Here is a 21,004-nt window from a genome sequence, read left to right on the forward strand (position 1 = left end):
GTGGGCTTGCTATTCCGGTTGGCGGAGCTGCTGATCGTGATCCTGCCGCTGACGGGCGCGATCGTGGCCGCGGCGCGCGCGTTCGGTGCCTACCGGCGGCGCGCCGGCGAGCAGCCGCGGGAAGCCGACCGGGCGCCACTGCCCGACGCGCCCGCCGGCGGGGCCGCCGCCAACAACCACGCGGCCCAGTGGCGCGCGATCCGGCGCGTCCTCGACGAGCACAACCGCACCGATGATCGTTGGCTCGAGTACGAACTCGACGTCGCCAAGCTGCTGGACTTTCCGCTCATGACCGACATGCGCGATGCGCTGACGGTCGCGTTCCACAAGGCCAAACTCCGCGCCGACTTCCTGCGGCCCGCCAAGGCCGAAGATCTGCTCGACGATCGGGAAGCCGCCGCCCAATACATGGCAGCCGTCGAGGATTACGCGACCGCGTTCAACGCCGCGGAGGCCGAAGCGATGCGCCGACGCCGCAACGATTTTTCCCAGGCGGATCAGCAACGGATTGCCCGCGCCCAGAGTCTGCTTCGGGTGGCCGCCGACCCCGCGGCGGCGGCGCACGAACGTCAGCGCGCCTACGAGGTTGCCCGCGGCGAACTCGACGGCATTTTGGTGCTGCCGTCCACTGCGCAGGCGAAGATCGAACGCGGGATCTCCGGCGAGATCGAGCGGTGACGAAGCGCTACGGGCAGCTGTATCCGCCGTCGATCACGAGGTCCGAACCGGTCATGTAGCTGGACGCCTCGCTGGCCAGGTACAGGTAGAGGCCGGTGAGTTCCTCGGGCCGGCCGATGCGGCCGAGCGGAATCTTGGGCTCCCACAGGCGGTGATACTCCTCGAGGGGCTCGACGAGCTCGGTGAGGATGTAGCCGGGGCTGACGCTGTTGACCCGAATGTTGTGGGGCGCGAATTCGACGGCCATCGCCTTGGTCAGGTGGATGACGGCCGCCTTGGAGGCGCAGTAGTGGCCGACCTGCTGCGGGACGTTGATGATGTGGCCGGACATCGAGGCGGTGGTGATGATGGCGCCACCGTGTCCCTGGCGGACCATCGCCCGGGCCGCCGCCTGGGCGGTGAGAAAGACTCCGGTCACGTTGGTGTCCTGGATGCGCTGGAACTCCTCCGGCGACATCTCCAGCATCGGGGTGACGGCGATGATCCCGGCGTTGCACACGGCGACGTCGATGCCGCCCAACTCCGCGGTCACCCGGTCCACCATGGTGCCCACCTGGTCCGGTTGGGTCACGTCGCAACGGATCGGCACCACGTTGCCCTCCCCGTCCGCGGCCAGCTCGGCGGCGACGCGTTGCAAGGCTTCGAAATTCCGTGCCGCAAGGGCCACCTGGGCGCCGGCTTGCAGATACGCCTGGGCCACCTTCTTGCCGATGCCGCTTGACGCCCCGGTCACCAACGCGCGCTTGCCGCGCAAGTCGAACAGGTCCCACACGTTCATTCGATAACCCTATTCGCAACGGGCAACCCGAAACCGAAACACGTTCTAGTGTGTCCGCTATGGGCAAATTCACCAGGGCAGAAATCGACAAAGCCGTCGAGAACTACACCAAGGTCGTCGAGGGGTGCAGCGCGTCGGGCGACTGGCGTCCCTTCGCGGATCTGTTCACCGAAGACGTCGTCTACACCGAGCATCACTACGGCGTCTTCCACGGGCGCGAGGCGGTCCGGGACTGGATCGTCGCGGTGATGGCGCCGTTTCCGCACATGCGCTTTCCCAACGACTGGATCGCCCACGATGAGGACAACGACGCCGTCGTCGTCATGATCAAGAACCTGCTGGACCATCCCACCGATCCGGACGGCGAACCGTTCTGGTTCCCCAACTGGACCCGGCTGGACTATGCCGGGAACGGCCTGTTCTCCAGCGAGGAGGACATCTACAACCCCGACCGTGATGCGCCCGGTGTCGTCGCGGCGTGGATGCAGGCCGGCGGGCAGCTCGCCACGACCGAGATCCTGCAGCCCAACGCTTAACGTCCCGACCTAAGCTCCAACCATACTGCGCGCCAAAGCATTTCGAAAAGCTGACGCCGACCGGCGTCCCCGCGCACCGTACCGGCTTGGACCAGAGCACCGCGTCTGCACCCCGGTCCAAGCCGATCGGCGAGTCCGCTGCCGTGCGGGATCTCAGCGGTTCAGCGCGGCGACCGCTTCAACGATTTCCGGCTTGTCGGATTGAAGGCTGCCCCGCCAGCCGACGTCGCGTAACGGGTAGTGATTGATCAACACGAGAACTTCGTCGATGTTGGCGATGCCGTCGTAGGCCGCGCCGACGGCCGACTCGATCTTTTGCACCAACTTCCTCTTGGCGTCGAGGTTCGCCAGTTCGGGCGCTTCCAAGGAAACCACCGGGCGGATCGGCTCGGCTCGCACGCGACCATCTTGGGACACGTTGTCAGCCGGGTACTCCCGCAGCCATCCGCGGGTATCGGGGATGGGATAGGCCTCATCGAGCGCGTCGGTGATCTCCTTCAGCATTTTTTGCTTGGCGTTCGGTGGCGCACCGATCGGTGCGTCAACGGTGAATACGGGCATGACTCCCTCTCCTTGATGGTCGTCCGGGTGGACACGTTCGATGCTAATCCGATTACTTGGAATTTCCAAGTATGAACTTGGGTAATCCAATTAGCACTGGTAGACTGCCGTTCATGGCAGGGAAACGCAGGTACGACACCGGGTGCGCGGTGGCCCACGCGCTGGATTTGGTCGGTGAGCGTTGGGCGTTGTTGGTGGTTCGCGAGCTGCTGCTCGGCCCAAAACGTTTCACGGATCTGCTGGCCGGCTTGCCCGGCGCCAGTCCGGACATGCTTACCCAGCGATTGCGCGAGCTCACCGACGCGCAAGTCGTGCTCCGGCGTCGGCTCAACCCGCCCAGCGCGTCCTGGGTCTACGAATTGACGCCGTGGGGGGCCGAATTGGCGCCGACCGTGCTCGGGCTGGCCCGCTGGGCCAGCCGCTCACCGTCCATGCCTTACGACGCTCCGCTGAGCGTCGACTCCCTGATGCTTTCCCTGACAGCCCTTTTCGACCGACGAGCCGCAGCCGGGTTGGACGCGACAATCGCAATCCATCTGAGCGGTCAACCCTTTCGGCTCCGCATCACCGGCGGCGAGCTCAGCCTCACGCGCGGCGAGGACGATCACCCGGACGCCACCCTGGTAACCGATCAGGCCACGCTCCTGTCGCTGCTCCGCACCGACAATGGGCTCGACGCGACGGTCGAGGACGGGTCGCTACGCATCGTCGGCGACCGCGCCGTCGTGGAGAGGTTCCGGCGCCTGTTTCCCTTGCCGGCTCCTGCCGAACCTGCGCCTGACGCGTGAAGCTCACGGCGCGCAGTCGGCGGTGCTAGGCGGGGAAACGAACCGGCTGGCGCCTGCGCCGCCGCGACCGGACCCTACCCAGCGCCTGCTCCCAGGCCAGCAACGTCGTGGCCTTGACGTTGGCGGGCTTCACGCTGTCCTTGGACAGCAGCGCCGTCGCCGCGGCCTTCGTGGTCGCAGACGCCTTCGACATGTGGCCCGAGTCGAACGGCGGCTGCGGGTCGTATTCGAGCGCGAGTTGGATTGCTTTGGCGCGGTTTTCGCCACCGATCTGTCCGGCCAGCCACAGCGCGAGGTCGAGGCCGGCGGATACACCCGCGCTGGTGACGATGTCGTCCTGGTGCACGATCCGTTCGTCGGCCACGGGGATGGCGCCGAAGGCCTTCAGCGCGGGAATCGTCAGCCAGTGCGACGTCGCCCGCCGCCCGTCGAGCAGGCCCGCTGCGGCCAGGATGACCGAGCCCGAGCACACCGACGTCGTCCAGCTCGCGGTTTGGTGCGTGCGGCGCAGCCAGTCGAGCAGCGCGTCATCGCGGGCATGGACCGGGGTCGAGGGACCTCCGGGGACGAGAATCACGTCGGGAGAGGGTGTTTCGGCCAGGGTGTGCGTGGCGCCGATGACCAGCACGCCGGAGTCGGCGGTGATCGGTCCGGCCTCGTGCCAGACGAACCGCACCTGCGCGCCCGGCAGGTTGCGCAGCACCTCGTAGGGGCCGATCATGTCCAGCGCGGTGAATCCTGGGTAGGCCACGAAGGCGATTTGGGTCATGAGTGTCGTCCTTTCCGGCTAAGCGAAGGCCTTGCGGTACTGGTCGGGCGAAATGCCCACGCGGCGAAGGAAATTGCGGCGCATCGTCTCCGCGGTTCCGAAGCCGCATCGGGCGGCGATTGCGACGACGGTGTCGTCGGTCTCCTCCAACTGCCGGCGCGCGGCCTCGGTGCGAATGCGCTCGACGTACTGGCCGGGCGCCTCGCCGATTTCGGCGGTGAACACCCGGGTGAAGTGGCGCGGGCTCATCGCCGCCCGGCGGGCCAGGTCGTCGACGCTGTGCGAACCGCCCGGTTCGGCCTCGATGGTCTCCTGCACCTCGCGGATCGAGTCGCGGCGGGCCCGCGGCATCCACACCGGCGCCGCGAACTGCGTCTGCCCGCCGGGGCGGCGCAGATGCAGCACGAGCCAACGAGCCACCGTCTGCGCGACCTCGGTGCCGTGGTCCTCCTCGATCAGCGCGAGCGCAAGGTCGATGCCCGCCGTGACCCCCGCCGCGGTCCACACGGTCTCGGAGCTCCGGACGAAGATCGGGTCGGCGTCGACCTCGATGGCGGGGAACTCGCTCGCCAACCGCTCGGCGAAGGCCCAGTGGGTGGTCACCCGCTGCCCGTCCAGCAGCCCCGCCTGGGCGGCCAGGAACGCGCCGGTGCACACCGTCACCATGCGCCGGGCATGTCCGGCGACGGCCTTGACCCAGGCGACGAGCTCGGCATCGGCGCGCGCCGCGTCGATGCCGCCGCCTCCGGGCAGCACGACCGTGTCGATCGAGTCGCCCGGGTCCGGCAACGGCGCCGCGACGAAGGCCAGCCCGGTAGCCGTCGACACCGGTTGGCCGTCGACCGAGGCGACGGTGACGTCGTAGCTGCCGCCCGTCAACAGCGACGCGGTCGTGAAGACGTCATGAGGCCCGATCACATCGAGCGCCTGCACGCCGGGATAACCGGCGATCACCACCTTGCGAGGCATGAACCCAGTGTTGGACACGCGACGGCGTGGCGTCTACGCCATGCACCCCACCAATTAGGACACGCGGGCCTGCGCCCACCCTGCCCCATCGCGCTCGCGGCAGTGTTGGCAGACTGTGCGCATGGCACAGATAACGTTGCGTGGAAACCCGATCAACACAGTCGGCGAGCTGCCCCCCGTCGGATCCAAAGCCCCGGGCTTCAGCCTGACGGGCGGCGATCTGGCCCCGGTCAGCAGCGAGCAGTTCGGCGGTAAGCCCGTGGTGCTCAACATCTTTCCGTCCGTGGACACCCCGGTCTGCGCGACCAGTGTGCGGACATTCAACGAGCGCGCCGCCGGGGGCGGGGCGACCGTCGTGAACGTCTCGAAGGATCTGCCGTTCGCGCAGGCGCGATTCTGTGGCGCCGAGGGCATCGAGAACGTCAAGACCGCGTCGGCGTTCCGGGACAGCTTCGGCGAGGACTACGGCGTCACCATCGCCGACGGCCCGATGGCGGGGCTGCTCGCGCGGGCCATCGTGGTGATCGGCGCCGACGGCAACGTCGCCTACACCGAACTGGTGCCCGAGATCGCGCAGGAGCCCAACTACGACGCGGCGCTGGCCGCGGCGGGCTGATCTCGCGGCACGCTAGGCGCGCGCCTCGCCGCCGACCGTCCCGAGGCGGTCGGCGGTGGCGGCGAGCACCTCGCGGCAGCCTTTCCACATCTGATCGATGATGTCGGCGGCCGGGGGCAGGTCGTCGATACGACCCGCCACCTGGCCGGTATTGGCGACGCTGGCGTCCAGGTCGCCGTCGAAATAGAGCCGCTGCACGCGTTGCAGCGCCGCGGCGCCCTCGCCGGCAGACGTCGCGGCGTCCAGCCGCTCGGCCGCGGGCGTGCGGATGACGCGCATCATCCGTTTGCCGTCGAGGGGGAGCATTACCGTGCCCGTCTCGTCGGCGTCGACGACCGCTTGCTTGAGATTGCTGTGCACCGGCGAATCCGCCGAGGCGAGTAACCGCGTGCCCATCTGCACCGCTTCGGCGCCCAGGACGAAAGCGGCCGCCATCGATCGGGCGTCGCAGATCCCGCCGGCGGCCACGATCGGAACGTCGACGTGGGCCGCCACCAAGGGCAGCAGCACCATGGTGGAGGCGCCGAAGCGGTTCTTGAAGCCGCCGCCCTCGACGCCTTCGACCACGAGCCCGTCCACGCCGGCGTCGACGGCCTTGCGGGCCGCGGCCAACGTGCCCACCACGTGGAAGACCGTGATGCCCGCGTCGTGCAGCCGATCGGTGAACAGCGCGGGGTCCCCGGCCGAGGTGGTCACGAACCGAATGTCGTTGGCGACAAGTAAATCCAGCATGGCGGGATCACGGTTGAACAGCAGCGCGATGTTGGCGCCCACGGCACCGTCGGTCAGGTCGCGCACCCGCCGCAGGTCGGCTCGGCCTTGATCCGAGGTGGTCTCGATGATGCCGAGGCCCCCGGCGTTCGACACCGCCGCGGCCAGCTGGGCGCCGGCGATGTAGGTCATCGGGGCCTGCATGATCGGGATGTCGATGCGCGCGAGCGCGCAGACCCGGTTGGGTACGGGACCCGGCGCGCCGGCGGTCATCGGTCCCGCGGATCGACAAGGTCGCGAAAGCTTTCCGACCGATGGACGGACGCCCCCAGGCTTCGCACCCGCTCGGTCAGCGCGCGGTCGGATGTCACCACCCGAATGTCGCGCGGCGCGGCGTCGTCCGCGACCAGCCGGACGATCTCGTCGTCGGCCGAGTTCGCGGCCGCCCTGGGGGCGTGGGCAATCTCGACCGCCGACGACGCGATCACCCTCGACGGCGGTCGCTCAAAAACCACTGTCACCGTTTCTCCTTGACTCGAGGCCCATCGATCCAGGCGCTCCACCAATGCGACCATCGCACCCTCGCGGTCCTTCCACCAACCGTCGGGGCGACTTCCGATCACATTCATGCCGTCGACGATCCAGCGCACAACCCACACCGTAAACGACGTGCCGCGACGGCCGATTTTCGTTCTCAAAGCCATGGCCGGTTGATACGGTCACCCCCATGACGTCGATCGCCGACACCGAAGACCGGGTCGTCTCGCTCGCGCGCGGCATGCGCGAGCTGGTGGCTGCCCAGGCGCCCGAATCCGAACGCATGCGCACCCTGACTCCGGCGATCGTCGACGAGATGTGGGCCAGCGGGCTGATGTCGGCGTTCAACCCCGTCGCCGCCGGCGGCGTCGAGCCGTCCTTCACCGAGATGATCGAGACCTGGATCGAAATGGCTTGGCAGGACGGTTCGTTCGGCTGGGTGGGGATCGCCAATCTGCCGTCGTCCTTCGCCGCCGCCGCATACCTGCCGGACGAGGGCTTCGCCGAGGTGTTCACCGCCCACGACAACCGCGTCACCATGGGCGGTCAATTCTTTCCCAACGGACAGGGAACCTCCGTCGACGGCGGCTACGTCGTCACCGGGGCGTGGAACTTCGGTTCGGGAATCGGGCACTCGCACTACGTTGCCGCCGGGTTCCTGCCGATGGACAACGGCGAGATGCGCTGGATCAGTGAAGGTTTCCCCGAGATGCGGGTCGCCGTCATTCCCCGCTCCGAGATCAGCTTCGACGACGGCTGGTATGTCCAGGGGCTCAAGGGAACCGGGTCCTACGACTACAGCGCCACCGACGTGTTCGTCCCGGCAGGCCGCACGTTCGAACTGTTCACCCGGCAGCCGCACCGGGGATCGTCGCCGGCCACCCGGATGGGCCTGATGCCCGTCACCGCGGCCGGGCACGCGTCGTGGGCCCTGGGCGTCGCCAAGAGCATGCTCGACGACGTTCAGGAGCTGGCCGCGACGAAATTCCGGATGAGTGACATGGCGTCGCTGGCCAGCCGCCCGACCTTCCAGAAAGGGCTGGCACATCACCGCGCGGCCTGGCGTGCGGCCCGGCTGCTGGTGCTCGACGCGTTCACCACCGCCGAGGCGGCGGTGGCCTCGGGGGAGGAGCTGACACCGGCCCTGCGCGCCGACATGCGGGTGGCCGCCGTCTTCGCCACCGACACCGCCCGAAGCTGCGCCGAGTGGGCCCATCTCGTCGCCGGGACCACCTCGATCCGGGAGGGCAGCCGGCTCGAGCGCGCCTTCCGTGACATCTACACCGGCACCCAGCACGCCTTCATCAGCGAGAAGGTGGCCATCGACGCCGCGCAGATATGGCTGGGCATCATCGACGACCAGCCCGGGCTGTGATCCGCCGGCGAACGTTGACGGATCCACTGACGGCCCAACGGCTCCTCGCTAGCATTGCCCCCATGCGCGGCTCGAAGATCCTGATCACCGGTCCAACCGGTCAAATCGCGACCCCCATCGCCCGGGCGCTCGCGGCCGACAACGAAGTGTGGGGGATCGCCCGCTTCACCGATCCCGCCGCGCGACAAGGCCTCGAGGCGGCCGGAATTCGATGCGAGACAGTGAATTTGGCCGCCGGCGACTTCAACGGTATCCCAAAGGATTTCGATTACGTGCTCAACTTGGCGGTGGCCAAGAGCGGCAGCTGGGACAAGGACCTGGCGGCCAACGCGGAGTCGGTGGGCCTGCTCATGGCCCACTGCCGCGAGGCGAAGGCCTTCCTGCATTGTTCGTCGGCCGCCGTCTACGACCCCCCGGACGACGACCCCCGCAGCGAGCGCTCCGCCCTGGGGGACAACCACAAGCCGCTGTTTCCCACCTATTCCATCTCCAAAATCGCCGGGGAGGTGGTCGCCCGTTCGGTGGCCCGTGTCATCGGACTGCCCACCACGATCGCCCGGCTCAACGTCCCCTACGGCGACAACGGCGGGTGGCCGTTCTACCACATGGAGATGATGCTGGCCGGCATCCCGATCCCCGTGCCGCCCGGCGAACCCGCCCGCTACAACCCGATTCACGAGGACGACATCATCGCCACCATCCCCAAGCTGCTTCAGGTCGCGTCGGTCCCGGCCACCACCGTCAACTGGTGCGGTGACCAGACCGTCAGCCTGCAGGAGTGGTGTGACTACCTCGGCTCGCTGGTCGGCAAAGCGCCGATCTTCGAGCCCAGCGACCAAGCGCTGCGCGGCAACCCCACCACCGTCGACAGGATGCACGAGCTCATCGGCAGCACCACGGTCGACTGGCGCGAGGGAATTCGCCGCATGGCGGCCAAGTTCCACCCGGAACTTGTCGGCGTCTAACCGATTGCGGTAGCCCGGAGTGACCGGCAGAGCGGACGCGACGGCGCAGCGGCTGCGGACCCTTGTTCTGTTGCGCCGCGTCCGGGACCGAATCGACCGCGACTACACGCAGCCGTTGAACGTCGAAGCGCTGGCCCGTGACGCGCACATGTCCGCCGGCCACCTCAGCCGCGAATTCCGTTCTGCCTACGGCGAATCGCCGTACTCCTACTTGATGACGCGACGCATCGAGCGCGCGATGGCACTGCTTCGCCGCGGCGACCTGAGCGTCACCGAGGTCTGCTTCGCGGTCGGCTGCTCGTCATTGGGCACCTTCAGTAGCCGGTTCACCGAATTGGTGGGTGTACCACCCAGCACTTATCGCCGGCAGTCAACCGATGCGCTGGCCGGCATACCGCCATGCGTGGCCAAACAGGTGTCGAGACCGATCAGGAATCGAGAAGCAGCCGCCGGCGGACCGGACCTAGCCTGACCGCATGAACATCACCATTCACTCGAGCTTCCTTCCCCATGACGATCCGGAAGCGTCACTCGCCTTCTATCGCGACGTTCTCGGCTTCGAAGTCCGCCTCGACGTCGGCAAGGGCGCGATGCGCTGGATCACGGTCGGCCCGCCGAACCAGCCGGACACCTCCATCGTCTTGAACCCCCCGGCCGCCAACCCGGGCCTCACCGACGACGAGCGCCGCACCATCGCCGAGATGATGGCCAAGGGCAGCTACGCCACACTGTTGCTGGCCACCAAGGATTTGGACGGCACCTTCGAACAGCTCCAGGGCAATGACGTCGAGATCGTCCAGGAGCCCACCGACCAGCCGTACGGCCTTCGCGACTGCGCCGTGCGCGATCCCGCGGGCAACCTCATTCGTATCCAAGAACTGCGCTGAGCCCATCCGCCTGCGAATGCTTGACCAGCCGTGTGCAGAATGCTAAGCAAGTGCTCAGCACTGAGCGCATTCGGCGCTGGTTGCGACGACTGGCAAGACGAAAGGGATCAGATGACGGTGCAGGCGGTACTGGACGACCTTCGAAAGCGACCCGGAACGGGTGACGTCATCACGGTCATCGATCCCGCGACCGAGGAGACGATCACCGAGTTCTCCGACTGCGGGCAGGAAGCGGTCAACGAGGCCGCCGCGCGGGCGAAGGCGTCGTTCGAGTCCGGCGTCTGGTCCGAGCTTCCCGGCCGCGAGCGGGCCAAGATCTTGTGGCGGATTGGGGATTTGATCGACGAACACGCCGAAGAGTTCGCCCAACTCGACTCCCTGAACACGGGAATGCCCTTGATGCAGGCCCAGTTACAGATGTCCACCTGTTCGGAGTTCTTCCGCTACTACGCCGGTTGGTGTTCGAAGATCAACGGCGTCGCCTACGACGTCAAGACCGACGGCATCGCGACCGACAACTACGTCAACATGCACGCCTACACGCTCAAAGAGCCGTACAGCGTGGTGGGGCTGATCTTCCCGTGGAACGGCCCGATCTTCAACGCCAGCGCGAAACTCGCGCCGGCCCTGGCCGCGGGCGGCAGCCTGCTCGTCAAGCCCGCCGAGGAGACGCCGCTGTCGGCGCTGTTGTTGGACAGGCTCATCCACGAGGCCGGCGTTCCCGAGGGCGTCGTCAACCTGCTGACCGGTTACGGCCACACCGCGGGCGCCGCGATCACCGCGCACCCCGACGTCGAGAAGGTCGCCTTCACCGGTTCGACCGAGGTCGGTAAGGAGATCGTGCGTGCCTCGGCGGACAACCTGAAGAAGGTCACGCTCGAACTCGGCGGGAAATCGCCGGTGCTGATCTTCGACGACGCCAACCTGGACAACGCCATCATGATGGCGTCGCTGGGCATCTTCGTGCACTCCGGCCAGGGCTGCGTGTGCGGGTCGCGCATCTTCGCCCAGCGCGGGGTCTACGACCGGGTCGTGGAAGGCATTGCGATGATGGCGAATTCGTTCAAGCTGGGCGCCCCGAGCGAAGAGGGCTGCGTCAGTGGCCCGCTGATCAGTCAGAAGCAGCTGAACCGGGTGATGGGATTCATCGACGAAGGCAAGAAGGACGGCGTGGAAGTGGTCACCGGGGGCCACCGCCTGGACCGCAAGGGCTACTTCGTCCACCCGACGGTGCTGACCAACGTGGACCCGGGCATGCGCCTGTACCAGCAGGAGATCTTCGGGCCGGTGGTCACCATCCTGCCGTTCGACGACGAGGACGAGGCCGTGGCCCTGGCCAACGACACCACCTACGGCCTGGCGGCCACCGCGTGGACGGAGAACCTCGGCCGGGCCCACCGCATCATGAGGCGGCTGCAGGCCGGCAGCGTTCAGGTCAATTGCCAGTTGGTCTTCGACCACGATGTGCCCTTCGGCGGCTACAAGCAGTCCGGCTGGGGCCACGAGTTCGGCAAAGAGGGCCTGGAGATCTACCTGAAGACGAAGTCGGTCTGGGCGCAGCTGTAGATCCCGGTCGGACCCCGCCGCGGGCAATCCGACGCGCGAGAGTGCAACTGCCGACACGCTTTCCGAGAGAGACCGTCGGAGTCGCACTCTCGCGCGAAAGCCGCGCGGGCGGGGCCGGTCAGTAGGGCGGCAACGAGGTGCTATAACGCAACGTATGTCTGGCCCCGCGCACGCGATCACCCATGTTTCGGACACGGCCCGGTGGACGGCATTGCACCGGGCCACCGAATCGGCGCGCCCCGACGCGTTGTTCAGCGACCCGCTCGCCGGACTCCTGGCCGGAGACCACGGCCGCGCGATCGTCGACAACGTGCCCCGCACGACCCGCAATGGCTGGTGGCTGGTCGCGCGGACCAAGATCATCGACGACGCCATCGCCGACGCGATCGCCGACGGATGCGACCGGGTGCTGAATCTGGCCGCCGGGCTGGACACCAGGCCGTACCGGCTGGACCTTCCCCCCGACTTCGTCTGGGTGGAAGCGGATCTGCCGAAGCTGCTCGCCGAAAAGACGCAGGTGCTCGCCGAGCAGGTGCCGCGCTGCCGGTTGACGCGAACCGCCGTCGATCTCGCCGACCCTCAGGCCCGCGACGCCTTCCTGAACGAGGCGCTCGACGGCGCAACCAAGGCGCTGGTGCTGACCGAGGGCCTGCTGATGTATCTGGACGACGCTGACGTGACCGCCCTTTCCGCGGCGATCACGCGGTCCGAGGTCCACTGGTGGATGCTCGACTTCGCCGGGCCCGGTTTGAAGAAGATGATGAACAAGAAGATGGCGGGCATGTTGCAGAACGCGCCGTTCAAGTTCGCACCCGAGAACGGGCTGGCCTACTTCGAAAACCTCGGCTGGCGCACCGTCGACGTGCAAGCGCTGTATCTGGCCGCCCACCGCATGCGTCGCCTACCGCTGGTGATGCGCCCGCTCGCGTGGCTGCCGCAGCCGGATCCCCGCCGTCCGGGTGGCCGGGCCTGGAGCGCGACCGCCCTGCTGACGCACTGAGCGCGCCCGTCTACCAGACGCGGATCCAGTCGATGAGCATGTCGGCGGGGTAGGTGCCGGGGCCGGGGTCACCGCCACCCGAGCCGGCCACCGCCAGGTTGAACACCGGATAGGCCGTGTAACCCGCCCCGTTGAACGGCCAATCGGGCAGGGCACTGGCCGGCACGTCGAAGTAGGGTTGCGCGCCGTCGGCGTAGTCCTTCCAGAACCGGATGCCGGCCTCGTCCCACTGGCATCGCCAGGTGTGCCATGCGCTGTCCACCGCGATGTTGTGGGTCTTCCACTCGCCCCCGTTGGCCTTGGCGTGGACGGTGGTGGCCGAGGGCCAGTTGCCGTTGCCGTACCACTCCATGACATCGATCTCGCCCTGGTCGTCGTTGCCCAGCCAGTAGGCGGGCCAGGCGCCCGCGGTCAGGCAGTTCAGCTTGATCCGGGCTTCCCAGGTGTGGCCGACCCCGCCGCGCCAGGTGCTCTGAACCTTGCCGCTGTAGTAGGTGGGTCCGTCCTTGGCGGCGCGCAGGACCAGATTGGACTTGCCGTCCAGGAACACGTTCCGGCGATCATCGCGGTACTGGCCGATGTTCTCGGGTCGCTCCCAATAGGTCGGGTCCTTGATCGTCTCGCGGGCTTTCGCCACCACCCACTTGGACGCATCGGGTGCAGAACCGGCAGGGCCGTCGAATTCGTCGGCGAATATGTAGGTCCCGGACTGGCCGCTGGGCGCGGCGGGCGCCGGTATCCGACCGGCGGGTTCATCCCGTCCGGCCGGGGAGGCCCAGGTTTTCGGGGCCGGCAGCGCGGCTGCCAGCACGCCGATTCCGGTTGTCAAAATCATGCGGCGGCGATCGATCTCCGGCATAAGCAAGGGACCCTAGCAGCCGGCCGTGCACGACGGTAAACGGGAATTGTCGGAGCCTGCCGCTACGGTTCGAATCACGGTCGGCCGAGCGCGGGCCGGCGGCACGGCAGGGGCACCCGGATGAGATTTGGGAATTCACGGTCAATTCTCATCTAGGGGGATGGTTTGGTCTCAGGATTCGGCGGGCATTCTGGGATCACGATCCAATAACCACTGTCCTAGCTTTGCGGGTGGTCTGAGAGGAGTGACGATCGTGGCGAATACCCAAGAAGGCACGGTTATTTTCCTTCAGTCCCACCCGGTATGGGCCGCCGCCCAACGTCGTGAACGCGAACGTAGCGAGGCGATGCGTCGCCATCCTTCGTTTCGGACCCGTCAGCGCGCAGCGGTCTCGGGCAATGCGGTTATTCCCTTGATCCGCAATTTCAAGGCCTACTCGAGCACAAACACCCCGGCCTGATCTCTTTCGGGTTCGCTGGGTGCCTGGCCATCACGCGCACCCCACGCGGCTGCCCATGGCCCGGCGCAGATACGTCCGTGGGCGGCGACGACGGAGTCCAGCGCATCACACTCTTATCCTCGACCGCTTGGTCGCCGCGGCCGCGGGCACCAAACCTTTCACGAATGTCGTCACGTGAACAATGGCGTTGTCGATCATCGTGTATTGCGAGATATAGTCCTCGATTGATTTGAGCGTAGTTTGGCGCTCGCCAATGCGTTTTGCGCGCCCCTGTTACCGAATTCTCTTGGCCGCCGCGACGGCAGCAGTCCGCTGTTCTGATCCCCGGACGCCCGAACGCTCACTCCGCCGACGACGTGTTGGTCGCCTCGGTCGCCGCATAAGAGCCGGCGCTGGCGGCCAGCATCACCACGATCAGGTCTTGGATCGCGGCCGCGCGCGCACTCAGTTCCTGAAACCGTTGAGCATGAGCCGCAAATCGCACCGCGGTCAACATTGAAACCTCATCTGCCGCGGCCGGAACGACCGCGACCGTCGGGGCCGCCGCGGCGGTGTTCTCAGCTTTGAGTGCCGCGCCGATCGATTGCAGGTTTGCGGCCGCGGCCGACAGCTTGTCTGGAGCAGAAGATGCGGACGACATCTGACTTCCCTTCAGTGGACTGGACCCCCGGACCAACACACCGACGTGTCCGGTTGCCCCGAGACGGTATTTATCGCGAAGCGACACGTTCAACGCGTCCGCTGCCGTGAAAAAGGGCTGAACTTTGCCTTTCGTACACGCTCTCATTGATTTTAATTGGCCCGACTATGGTTCGATAAACTCAACTACGGGAGCTCTGAATTTGCTATGGAAATATATGTTCACGACGCGAAAACATATACTGTCGCTGAACATATGTGTCCTATTTGAATAGTTGTTCAGACATTGACGCCGCGCGACTTGGAGGGTTCGTCCACCTAAGCGGGGCGGCGGCCACACCCCGCGGTCGCGGTATTTACACGCATCCCCAGAGCTACTACCGTTTGTAGTAGTCGCTAGTTGGGAGAAGCCGATGTCCGGCAACTGGGATGCGGTGACAACACAGCGTCCGATACCAACGGCGACGATCGGGTTCGTCGCCGCCTTTGCAGTGCACGCGATCGACCATTTCCGGCGCGGGATGTCGGCATCGCCGCCGGCGGTCATGGTCGGCGGAACGCTCCAGGGCCTGATCGTGGTAATCGCCCTCGCGCTGATATTGCGCGGCCACCCCCTGGGCGTCCCGGGTCGCGATCGTCGTCGGATTCGGCAGCGCGACCCTGTTCGTCTACGCGGGCGTGCTGCCCACGTTTCTTCCCGGCTACCAGGACAGCTTCACCGCGGGACCGCGGATCAATGTCACCTGGTTCTCCTGGCTGTCCGCCGTCGGTGAGATCGGGGCCGGGCTGATCCTCGGCGTCGTGGGTCTGCGAGCGCGGCGCCGGGCGGCCGTCGAGCCGCCCGGCCACCCCCGCGCAATCGCCTAGGCCCGCAAGCGGCGACCGGGTCTCCCACCGCGATAGTCAGTCATCCGGCGACGTGGCGGCACCGATGTCGAGCACACCGCCGCCTTCCGGATCGACTACCTCGACGGTCGGGTCCTCGACGTCGTCAAATTCCAGCCGCAAGGCCCGAGACATGATCGCGTGCATCACGTACATGGTTGTGGTGTACGTGAACTCGAGGATCTCGGTGTCGCTGAAGATTTCCCGCAGTTGGGTCATCAGCCGCTCCGGAACCCGGCCATGCTGTCCCGCAAGGCAATCCGTGTAGGCCAGGAGCAGCCGCTCGGTCTGGTCGAAGCAGTCGGCGGTCTGCCAGGACGGTATGGCAGCGATCTTCTCCTCGGATAAACCCGCCGATCGGCACGCTTTGCAGTGTTGCGAGAAGACGAACTGGCTCCCGACCACCCAGCCCGCGCGGGTCTGGCCCAGTTCGCGGTGGTCGGCGCGGATGGAAACCTCTTCGCGGTACAGGCGGAAGCCACGGACGGCGTGGCGCAGGGCGGCGGGGGATTGCGCCATCACCGTCCACCAGTTGCCGGGAGTGCCACCGATGGTGCCCGGCTCGGCCACCGGGTCGCGATCGCCGAACATGAAGTCATACATCTTCAGCGTGAATTCGTCGCTGACTTCGTCCCGTGGGATCGGCTTCAGACGCGGCATCGCGTCTCCTCTCAGCTGGCGGCACGAATCGGGCATACGCAGTCGGATCGATCTTAGGTTCCGCGCGGCGTCAACGTAGTTGGCAGCAACGACAGACGGCAAGAGCGGTCTGGCGTCTGGCCGGCGCGCCGAATCGGGTACCGCCCGGCGCGCCTGGCTCAGAGCTTGCCGGCGACGAAGTCGGCGGCCTGGTTGGCCATGCCCGCGTCGATGTACGCGCCGGCGAGATGCTGGGGCCAATTCTGCTTCCACGTGTTCGGGTCGGCCGGGTTGCAGATCGGGTCGGCGCCGTGGCACAGCTCGATGGTCCGGTCGTTATAGGTCGGGTTGAAGTTGGTGATCGGACCCACCCACTGACTTCCGTTGCCGAACAACGCGACCGCGGCGATGTGCTGGTCGACGCCCGGCGGCAGGGGGCTGTCGAAACCGAACGCGCCGATGGGCGCCGCGAGCACGACGTCGGTGACCGCCGCGCCCAGCGAGTAGCCGCCCAGCACCAGCCGGGTGTCGGGGCAACTGTTGACCATGTCCTGGATGTGGTGGCTCATGTCGTTGGCGCCCTGCGCGACCTCGGTGTCGGCGGGGTATCGCACGGCATAGGCGTCGACGGTCCTGTTCACCTTGGATCGCAGCGCGCTGATGAACGCGTTGCCCAGCACGCCCGGTCCCGGCGATTCGTTGCGGCCGCGGGCGAACACGACCTGCACCGGCGCGCAGGCCGCGGCGGCCGATGGCGCCGCGAGCGGCGACGCGGGCGGAAGGGCCGCGGTGGCCAGCACCAGGGTGGCCGCGGTGGTCACCGCGGCAAGGCCGACGGCAGCGAATTTACGGATAGGCAAGGCGCGCACGCCCATGATGGTAAAGCGATCCCGCCACGCCCGCTGGCCGGCCGGCACGCAGACCTCGCGTGATCGCTCAGCGCGAACATCGACCACGGTGACGGTGGCGCCGATCCAGGCGATAGGTTCAGCTGATGGATCACGTCGACGCGGGAGCGCCCGAGCGCTTGTTCGCCCTGGCCGAACGGGTACAGGGTTTCATGCCGGCCGACGAGGGGCGCGCGCTGTACGACGCCGCGCTGCGCTATCTCGACGGCGGCACCGGCGTCGAGATCGGCACGTACTGCGGCAAATCCACCCTGTTGCTGGGCGCGGCGGCGCAGCAAACCGCGAGTGTGCTCTACACGATCGACCACCACCACGGCTCCGAGGAACATCAGGCGGGCTGGGAATTCCACGACGCCTCGCTGGTCGACGAGGTCACGGGCTTGTTCGACACCCTGCCGACGTTTCGCCGCACCCTCGACACCGCCCAGCTGGACGACCACGTCGTCACGATTGTCGGCAAGTCGCCGCTGGTGGCGCGGGCATGGCGGGCGCCGCTGCAGTTCCTGTTCATCGACGGGGGCCACAGCGAGGACGCCGCCAACCAGGACTTCGACGGATGGGCCAAGTGGGTGGCCGCCGGTGGGGCGCTGGCCATCCACGACGTCTTTCCCGACCCCAAGGACGGTGGGCGGCCTCCGTACTACATCTACTGTCGCGCAATCGATTCCGGGAAGTTCCGGGAGGTGTCGGCCACCGGGTCGCTACGCGTGCTCGAACGCGTCAGCGGCCAGCCCGAGGAACCCGTTTAGCGGACAGTCTCCGGCTACCGGCCGGGCCCGGCTGCGACGCATTCGCAGTCGAAGTCGGTCTGCAGGCCCATCGGCAGCGCGTCGCCGCGGAAGATGCCCGCGCCGGCGGTCGCATTCGACAGGGCGTCCGCCGCCAGGATCATCGCGGCGCCGGTCCAGGTGGTGCGCTCCTCGGGCCACCGTTTCCCGTCCGCGAAAACCAGGCCCGTCCAATAGGATCCGTCGCTTTCGCGAAGGTGCTGCATGGCGGCGAACTGGCGGTGAGCCTCGGAGCGCTGGCCGAGGGCATCCAGCGCCATCACGAGCTCGCAGGTCTCGGCCCCGGTCACCCAGGGGCGATCGCCGACGCATCGGATGCCCAGACCGTAGACGACGAAGTCGTCCCAGCGCTGCTTGATGCGCGCGTCCGCCGCCGGACCCCGCAAGGCACTGCCGAGGATGGGGTAGTACCAGTCCATCGAGTAGCGCTCTTTTTCGGTGAACGCCTCCGGATGGTCGGTGATGGCGTGGCCCAATCTGCCAACCGCCAATTCCCACTCGGGCTGCGGGTCCTCGACGAAGGCCGCCAGCGCGAGCGCGCAGCGGATGCTGTGATACACGCTGGAGCACCCGGTCAGCAAGGCTTCCGGCAGCAGACCGGCCTCGCTTCGCGCCCAAGCGATTTCACCGTTGCCGACCTGCATGTCGATGACGAAATCAATAGCCGTGCGCACCGCCGGCCACATGTCGGCCGCGAACGAGGCGTCGCCCGTGACCAGTACGTGGTGCCAGACACCGGCGGCGATGTAGGCGCAGAAGTTGCTGTCGCTGTTGGCGTCTTCGATCACGCCCGCCCGAAACTGGATGGGCCAGGAACCGTCGGACCGCTGGGTGCGGCGGCTCCAGTCGAAGGCCGCCCGCGCGGACTCCAGCAGTCCGGCGGTGGTGAGCGCCATCGCGCACTCCACGTGATCCCACGGGTCGGTGTGGCCGCCCTCGAACCAGGGGATGGCGCCCGAGGATTCCTGAGCGGCGGCAATCGACAGCGCGGTCTGTCGGCATTGTTCGGGAGTGAGCACCCCCGCGACCGCGGGCAGGTTAGACCGTTGCAACTGAATATCCCGCGCTCGGTTGGCTATCGGCGTCCTGCTGTTTGACGAAGTACATCGCCACGCTCTTGCCGACCAGCGGATTGAGCAGTGACTCGGCAAGCTGGGTGATCTTGGGTCGCTGCATCAGATCCCATACCAGAAGTTTGTGGTAGGCGGTCACCGCGCGGTGGTCGGTGTTCGAGACGCCCACAGCGCATTTCAGCCACCAGAAGGGCGAGTGCAGCGCATGCGCGTGATGGGTATGTGTCAGTTCCATTCCGCCATCGAGGATCTTGCCGCGCAATTCGTTGGCCCGGTAGATGCGCACGTGGCCGCCCTCGTTGGCGTGGTATTCGTCGGACAGCAACCAGCACAGGCGTTCGGGCAGCCAGCGCGGCACACTGACCGCCAGCGTACCGCCGACTTTGAGCACCCTGATCAGTTCGGCGATGGCGATGTCGTCTTGCGGTATGTGCTCCAGAATCTCCGAGGCGATGACACAGTCGAATGTCTGATCGGCGTACGGCAACGTGAGCGCATCACCGACCACCACCTTCGCCGACGCTGCGGCGGGCGCCTCGCCGTTGTCGGCCATCGCGCGCAAAATGGTGTCGACCGACCGTAATTCGTCCTCGTCGCGGTCGAAGGCGATGACGTCGGCGCCGCGTCGATACGCTTCGAACGCGTGCCGGCCCGCGCCGCAACCCACGTCGATGACCTTGCTCGACGGCCCGATCCCGAGCCGGTCGAAATCGACTGTCAGCATGTCGCCTCGCCCCGCGCGGTACGGGCGATCGCCCGCTCGTAGACCCGGACGGTCTGGGCGGCGACGGCTTCCCAGCTGAACACGTCGACTGCGCGTGTTCGTCCCGCCCTGCCGAGGTTGCGGCGCTTTTCCGGAGAATCCAGGAGTTCGGCGAGCGCGTGGGTCAGTGCGTCCACGTCGGCGGGCGGCACCAGCTCGGCGCAAGCGCCGTCCGTCCCAAGGACTTCAGGCAGCGCGCCCACCCGGCTGGCGACGATCGGGGTGCCGCTGGCCATGGCTTCCACGGCCGGCAGCGAAAACCCTTCGTAGAGCGACGGAATGCACGCCACCTCCGCGGACGCGAACAACGCCGCGAGCTCGGCATCCGAGAGCCCGCTGGTGATGTGCACGATGTCGGAGATCCCGAGTTCGGCGATGAGCTTGTGGGTCGGGCCGTTGGGTTCGACCTTGGCGACGAGCCGTAACTCGAGATCACGGACGGTGCGCAGCCTGGCCACCGCTTGCAGCAGGGTACGGACGCCCTTGAGCGGGGTGTCGGCGCTGGCGATCGCGATGATGCGACCCGGTTCCCGCGGGCCGGAGCCCGGTTTGAACAGCTCGGTGTTCACCCCGAGCGGCACCACGTGCAGCTGGTCCGGCGAGACGCCGAAGTCGCTGATGATGTCGGCGGCCGAGGACGACGAGACAGTCAACAGGTCGGGGATGTGGCGGGCGACCTCCTGCTGCATGTCCAAAAACCCATACCAGCGGCGCACCAACGGTTTTCGCCACCATCGCGCCGCGGCCAGATCCAGCACCCGATCGCGGGTGATCGGGTGGTGCACGGTGGCCACCACCGGCAGTCCCGCGCCCGCAATGGTGAGCAGCCCGGTGCCAAGGCTCTGGTTGTCGTGCACGACGTCGAAATCGGCTGCCCGCTCGGCCAATAACCGCGCGGCCCGCATCGTGAACGTCCGCGGTTCGGGAAAGCCCGCGGTCCACGTGGTCAGCAATTCCAAAAGGTCGATGGAGTCGCGAATTTCGCTCGGCCGCGGCACCCGGAAAGGGTCGGGTTCCCGATACAGATCAAGGCTCGGAACCTCGGTGAGCCGGACCCGAGGGTCGAGCAGGTCGGGATACGGCTGCCCGGAAAACACCTCGACGTCGTGACCGAGTTCCACCAGACCGTGGCTGAGATGGCGCACGTAGACGCCCTGTCCGCCGCAATGGGTCTTACTACGGTAGGACAGCAGGGCAATTCGCATACTCAACTCTTCTTTGCTGGAAAATGACCGCGGAAAGGCGCCGAATCCA

At 67.0% G+C, this 21,004-nt stretch carries 26 protein-coding genes; 13 read left to right on the forward strand and 13 right to left on the reverse strand.

The window, feature by feature from the left end; translation table 11 throughout:
* Positions 1-678: a hypothetical protein gene (locus QGN31_RS13950; RefSeq protein WP_201409400.1), complete on the forward strand. Its 678-nt coding sequence runs from the start codon at positions 1-3 to the stop codon at positions 676-678.
* Positions 679-685: 7 nt separating this feature from the next.
* On the opposite strand, the gene QGN31_RS13955 is transcribed toward QGN31_RS13950, so the two are convergent.
* Positions 686-1,456 carry an SDR family oxidoreductase gene (locus QGN31_RS13955; protein WP_020822552.1) on the reverse strand — a complete coding sequence of 257 codons (771 nt, stop codon included), beginning with the start codon at positions 1,454-1,456 and terminating at the stop codon, positions 686-688.
* A gap of 59 nt (positions 1,457-1,515) precedes the next feature.
* Here QGN31_RS13955 and QGN31_RS13960 point away from each other — a divergent pair, with 59 nt between their 5' ends.
* Entirely contained in the window at positions 1,516-1,992 is a 477-nt protein-coding gene (locus QGN31_RS13960; RefSeq protein ID WP_201409401.1) for a nuclear transport factor 2 family protein, read from the forward strand.
* A 153-nt stretch (positions 1,993-2,145) separates the two neighbouring features.
* Here QGN31_RS13960 and QGN31_RS13965 read toward each other — a convergent pair whose 3' ends face one another.
* Complete coding sequence (locus QGN31_RS13965) at positions 2,146-2,553, reverse strand: tautomerase family protein (RefSeq protein WP_201409406.1); 408 nt, start codon at positions 2,551-2,553, stop codon at positions 2,146-2,148.
* A 113-nt stretch (positions 2,554-2,666) separates the two neighbouring features.
* Here QGN31_RS13965 and QGN31_RS13970 point away from each other — a divergent pair, with 113 nt between their 5' ends.
* Positions 2,667-3,341 (forward strand): winged helix-turn-helix transcriptional regulator, encoded by a 675-nt coding sequence (locus QGN31_RS13970; RefSeq protein ID WP_236600380.1) that lies wholly within the window; start codon positions 2,667-2,669, stop codon positions 3,339-3,341.
* A gap of 25 nt (positions 3,342-3,366) precedes the next feature.
* On the opposite strand, the gene QGN31_RS13975 is transcribed toward QGN31_RS13970, so the two are convergent.
* Together QGN31_RS13975 and QGN31_RS13980 are read right to left on the reverse strand one after the other, a co-directional pair.
* Positions 3,367-4,110 (reverse strand): DJ-1/PfpI family protein, encoded by a 744-nt coding sequence (locus QGN31_RS13975; RefSeq protein WP_036459034.1) that lies wholly within the window; start codon positions 4,108-4,110, stop codon positions 3,367-3,369.
* A gap of 18 nt (positions 4,111-4,128) precedes the next feature.
* Positions 4,129-5,079, reverse strand: coding sequence for a GlxA family transcriptional regulator (locus QGN31_RS13980; RefSeq protein WP_009954860.1), 951 nt, complete (start codon positions 5,077-5,079; stop codon positions 4,129-4,131).
* 121 nt (positions 5,080-5,200) lie between these two features.
* Here QGN31_RS13980 and tpx point away from each other — a divergent pair, with 121 nt between their 5' ends.
* Complete coding sequence (gene tpx / locus QGN31_RS13985; RefSeq protein WP_009954859.1) at positions 5,201-5,695, forward strand: thiol peroxidase; 495 nt, start codon at positions 5,201-5,203, stop codon at positions 5,693-5,695.
* Between the two features lie 12 nt (positions 5,696-5,707).
* On the opposite strand, the gene QGN31_RS13990 is transcribed toward tpx, so the two are convergent.
* Both QGN31_RS13990 and QGN31_RS13995 read right to left on the reverse strand, forming a co-directional pair.
* A complete protein-coding gene (locus tag QGN31_RS13990) occupies positions 5,708-6,679 on the reverse strand; it encodes an NAD(P)H-dependent flavin oxidoreductase (RefSeq protein ID WP_201358508.1) in 972 nt (323 codons plus the stop codon).
* Entirely contained in the window at positions 6,676-7,056 is a 381-nt protein-coding gene (locus QGN31_RS13995; RefSeq protein WP_201358522.1) for an NYN domain-containing protein, read from the reverse strand. The genes QGN31_RS13990 and QGN31_RS13995 overlap by 4 nt, the downstream gene beginning before the upstream one ends.
* 77 nt (positions 7,057-7,133) lie before the next feature.
* On the opposite strand from QGN31_RS13995, the gene QGN31_RS14000 reads away from it, so the two are divergent.
* The 6 genes from QGN31_RS14000 to QGN31_RS14025 all read left to right on the forward strand — a co-directional run bounded on the left by QGN31_RS14000 (position 7,134) and on the right by QGN31_RS14025 (position 12,736).
* Complete coding sequence (locus QGN31_RS14000) at positions 7,134-8,318, forward strand: acyl-CoA dehydrogenase family protein (RefSeq protein WP_201358507.1); 1,185 nt, start codon at positions 7,134-7,136, stop codon at positions 8,316-8,318.
* 62 nt (positions 8,319-8,380) lie between these two features.
* A complete protein-coding gene (locus tag QGN31_RS14005) occupies positions 8,381-9,283 on the forward strand; it encodes an NAD-dependent epimerase/dehydratase family protein (protein WP_014382565.1) in 903 nt (300 codons plus the stop codon).
* Positions 9,284-9,302: 19 nt separating this feature from the next.
* The gene (locus QGN31_RS14010; protein ID WP_009954852.1) at positions 9,303-9,755 is read left to right on the forward strand and encodes a helix-turn-helix transcriptional regulator; all 453 of its coding nucleotides are present in this window, start codon (positions 9,303-9,305) and stop codon (positions 9,753-9,755) included.
* A gap of 4 nt (positions 9,756-9,759) precedes the next feature.
* Entirely contained in the window at positions 9,760-10,170 is a 411-nt protein-coding gene (locus tag QGN31_RS14015; protein ID WP_009954851.1) for a VOC family protein, read from the forward strand.
* A gap of 111 nt (positions 10,171-10,281) precedes the next feature.
* Positions 10,282-11,736, forward strand: a complete 1,455-nt coding sequence (locus QGN31_RS14020; protein ID WP_014382562.1) for an aldehyde dehydrogenase family protein — start codon at positions 10,282-10,284, stop codon at positions 11,734-11,736.
* A 154-nt stretch (positions 11,737-11,890) separates the two neighbouring features.
* Entirely contained in the window at positions 11,891-12,736 is an 846-nt protein-coding gene (locus tag QGN31_RS14025; protein ID WP_201409402.1) for a class I SAM-dependent methyltransferase, read from the forward strand.
* A 10-nt stretch (positions 12,737-12,746) separates the two neighbouring features.
* On the opposite strand, the gene QGN31_RS14030 is transcribed toward QGN31_RS14025, so the two are convergent.
* Complete coding sequence (locus tag QGN31_RS14030; protein WP_014382560.1) at positions 12,747-13,595, reverse strand: glycoside hydrolase family 16 protein; 849 nt, start codon at positions 13,593-13,595, stop codon at positions 12,747-12,749.
* 253 nt (positions 13,596-13,848) lie between these two features.
* Here QGN31_RS14030 and QGN31_RS14035 point away from each other — a divergent pair, with 253 nt between their 5' ends.
* Positions 13,849-14,055, forward strand: a complete 207-nt coding sequence (locus tag QGN31_RS14035) for a hypothetical protein (protein ID WP_131810880.1) — start codon at positions 13,849-13,851, stop codon at positions 14,053-14,055.
* 340 nt (positions 14,056-14,395) lie between these two features.
* On the opposite strand, the gene QGN31_RS14040 is transcribed toward QGN31_RS14035, so the two are convergent.
* The gene (locus QGN31_RS14040; RefSeq protein ID WP_014384695.1) at positions 14,396-14,695 is read right to left on the reverse strand and encodes a PE family protein; all 300 of its coding nucleotides are present in this window, start codon (positions 14,693-14,695) and stop codon (positions 14,396-14,398) included.
* Positions 14,696-15,372: 677 nt separating this feature from the next.
* Between QGN31_RS14040 and QGN31_RS14045 the strand changes: the two genes are divergently transcribed.
* On the forward strand, positions 15,373-15,561 hold the full coding sequence (locus QGN31_RS14045; RefSeq protein ID WP_201409403.1) for a hypothetical protein: 189 nt from the start codon (positions 15,373-15,375) through the stop codon (positions 15,559-15,561).
* Between the two features lie 36 nt (positions 15,562-15,597).
* Here QGN31_RS14045 and QGN31_RS14050 read toward each other — a convergent pair whose 3' ends face one another.
* Both QGN31_RS14050 and QGN31_RS14055 read right to left on the reverse strand, forming a co-directional pair.
* Complete coding sequence (locus QGN31_RS14050) at positions 15,598-16,239, reverse strand: carboxymuconolactone decarboxylase family protein (protein ID WP_201358505.1); 642 nt, start codon at positions 16,237-16,239, stop codon at positions 15,598-15,600.
* A gap of 158 nt (positions 16,240-16,397) precedes the next feature.
* A complete protein-coding gene (locus tag QGN31_RS14055) occupies positions 16,398-17,093 on the reverse strand; it encodes a cutinase family protein (protein ID WP_201358504.1) in 696 nt (231 codons plus the stop codon).
* 119 nt (positions 17,094-17,212) lie between these two features.
* Between QGN31_RS14055 and QGN31_RS14060 the strand changes: the two genes are divergently transcribed.
* Positions 17,213-17,875 carry a class I SAM-dependent methyltransferase gene (locus QGN31_RS14060; protein WP_038536312.1) on the forward strand — a complete coding sequence of 221 codons (663 nt, stop codon included), beginning with the start codon at positions 17,213-17,215 and terminating at the stop codon, positions 17,873-17,875.
* 14 nt (positions 17,876-17,889) lie between these two features.
* Here QGN31_RS14060 and QGN31_RS14065 read toward each other — a convergent pair whose 3' ends face one another.
* Genes QGN31_RS14065 through QGN31_RS14075 form a run of 3 tightly spaced genes read right to left on the reverse strand, consistent with a single transcriptional unit; the run spans position 17,890 to position 20,955 of the window.
* The gene (locus QGN31_RS14065) at positions 17,890-18,966 is read right to left on the reverse strand and encodes a prenyltransferase (RefSeq protein WP_038536309.1); all 1,077 of its coding nucleotides are present in this window, start codon (positions 18,964-18,966) and stop codon (positions 17,890-17,892) included.
* Entirely contained in the window at positions 18,953-19,711 is a 759-nt protein-coding gene (locus QGN31_RS14070) for a class I SAM-dependent methyltransferase (RefSeq protein WP_201409404.1), read from the reverse strand. The genes QGN31_RS14065 and QGN31_RS14070 overlap by 14 nt, the downstream gene beginning before the upstream one ends.
* Positions 19,705-20,955 (reverse strand): glycosyltransferase family 4 protein, encoded by a 1,251-nt coding sequence (locus QGN31_RS14075; RefSeq protein ID WP_008256684.1) that lies wholly within the window; start codon positions 20,953-20,955, stop codon positions 19,705-19,707. Before QGN31_RS14075 ends, QGN31_RS14070 begins: the two co-directional genes overlap by 7 nt.
* Positions 20,956-21,004 lie beyond the last annotated feature (49 nt).

This window comes from Mycobacterium sp. 2-64, from assembly GCF_035918375.1.
Lineage (GTDB): Bacteria > Actinomycetota > Actinomycetes > Mycobacteriales > Mycobacteriaceae > Mycobacterium > Mycobacterium intracellulare.

Bases quoted from the DNA above. Each gene is read 5' to 3' on its own strand.
- QGN31_RS14070 (WP_201409404.1), bottom strand. From the start codon at position 19,711: ATGCTGACAGTCGATTTCGACCGGCTCGGGATCGGGCCGTCGAGCAAG.
- QGN31_RS14075 (WP_008256684.1), bottom strand. From the start codon at position 20,955: ATGCGAATTGCCCTGCTGTCCTACCGTAGTAAGACCCATTGCGGCGGA.
- QGN31_RS13980 (WP_009954860.1), bottom strand. From the start codon at position 5,079: ATGCCTCGCAAGGTGGTGATCGCCGGTTATCCCGGCGTGCAGGCGCTC.
- tpx (WP_009954859.1), top strand. From the start codon at position 5,201: ATGGCACAGATAACGTTGCGTGGAAACCCGATCAACACAGTCGGCGAG.
- QGN31_RS13960 (WP_201409401.1), top strand. From the start codon at position 1,516: ATGGGCAAATTCACCAGGGCAGAAATCGACAAAGCCGTCGAGAACTAC.
- QGN31_RS14050 (WP_201358505.1), bottom strand. From the start codon at position 16,239: ATGCCGCGTCTGAAGCCGATCCCACGGGACGAAGTCAGCGACGAATTC.
- QGN31_RS14030 (WP_014382560.1), bottom strand. From the start codon at position 13,595: ATGCCGGAGATCGATCGCCGCCGCATGATTTTGACAACCGGAATCGGC.
- QGN31_RS14060 (WP_038536312.1), top strand. From the start codon at position 17,213: ATGGATCACGTCGACGCGGGAGCGCCCGAGCGCTTGTTCGCCCTGGCC.
- QGN31_RS14025 (WP_201409402.1), top strand. From the start codon at position 11,891: ATGTCTGGCCCCGCGCACGCGATCACCCATGTTTCGGACACGGCCCGG.
- QGN31_RS13955 (WP_020822552.1), bottom strand. From the start codon at position 1,456: ATGAACGTGTGGGACCTGTTCGACTTGCGCGGCAAGCGCGCGTTGGTG.
- QGN31_RS14000 (WP_201358507.1), top strand. From the start codon at position 7,134: ATGACGTCGATCGCCGACACCGAAGACCGGGTCGTCTCGCTCGCGCGC.
- QGN31_RS14015 (WP_009954851.1), top strand. From the start codon at position 9,760: ATGAACATCACCATTCACTCGAGCTTCCTTCCCCATGACGATCCGGAA.
- QGN31_RS13970 (WP_236600380.1), top strand. From the start codon at position 2,667: ATGGCAGGGAAACGCAGGTACGACACCGGGTGCGCGGTGGCCCACGCG.
- QGN31_RS14040 (WP_014384695.1), bottom strand. From the start codon at position 14,695: ATGTCGTCCGCATCTTCTGCTCCAGACAAGCTGTCGGCCGCGGCCGCA.
- QGN31_RS14020 (WP_014382562.1), top strand. From the start codon at position 10,282: ATGACGGTGCAGGCGGTACTGGACGACCTTCGAAAGCGACCCGGAACG.
- QGN31_RS14055 (WP_201358504.1), bottom strand. From the start codon at position 17,093: ATGGGCGTGCGCGCCTTGCCTATCCGTAAATTCGCTGCCGTCGGCCTT.
- QGN31_RS13990 (WP_201358508.1), bottom strand. From the start codon at position 6,679: ATGACCGCCGGCGCGCCGGGTCCCGTACCCAACCGGGTCTGCGCGCTC.
- QGN31_RS13975 (WP_036459034.1), bottom strand. From the start codon at position 4,110: ATGACCCAAATCGCCTTCGTGGCCTACCCAGGATTCACCGCGCTGGAC.
- QGN31_RS13965 (WP_201409406.1), bottom strand. From the start codon at position 2,553: ATGCCCGTATTCACCGTTGACGCACCGATCGGTGCGCCACCGAACGCC.
- QGN31_RS14005 (WP_014382565.1), top strand. From the start codon at position 8,381: ATGCGCGGCTCGAAGATCCTGATCACCGGTCCAACCGGTCAAATCGCG.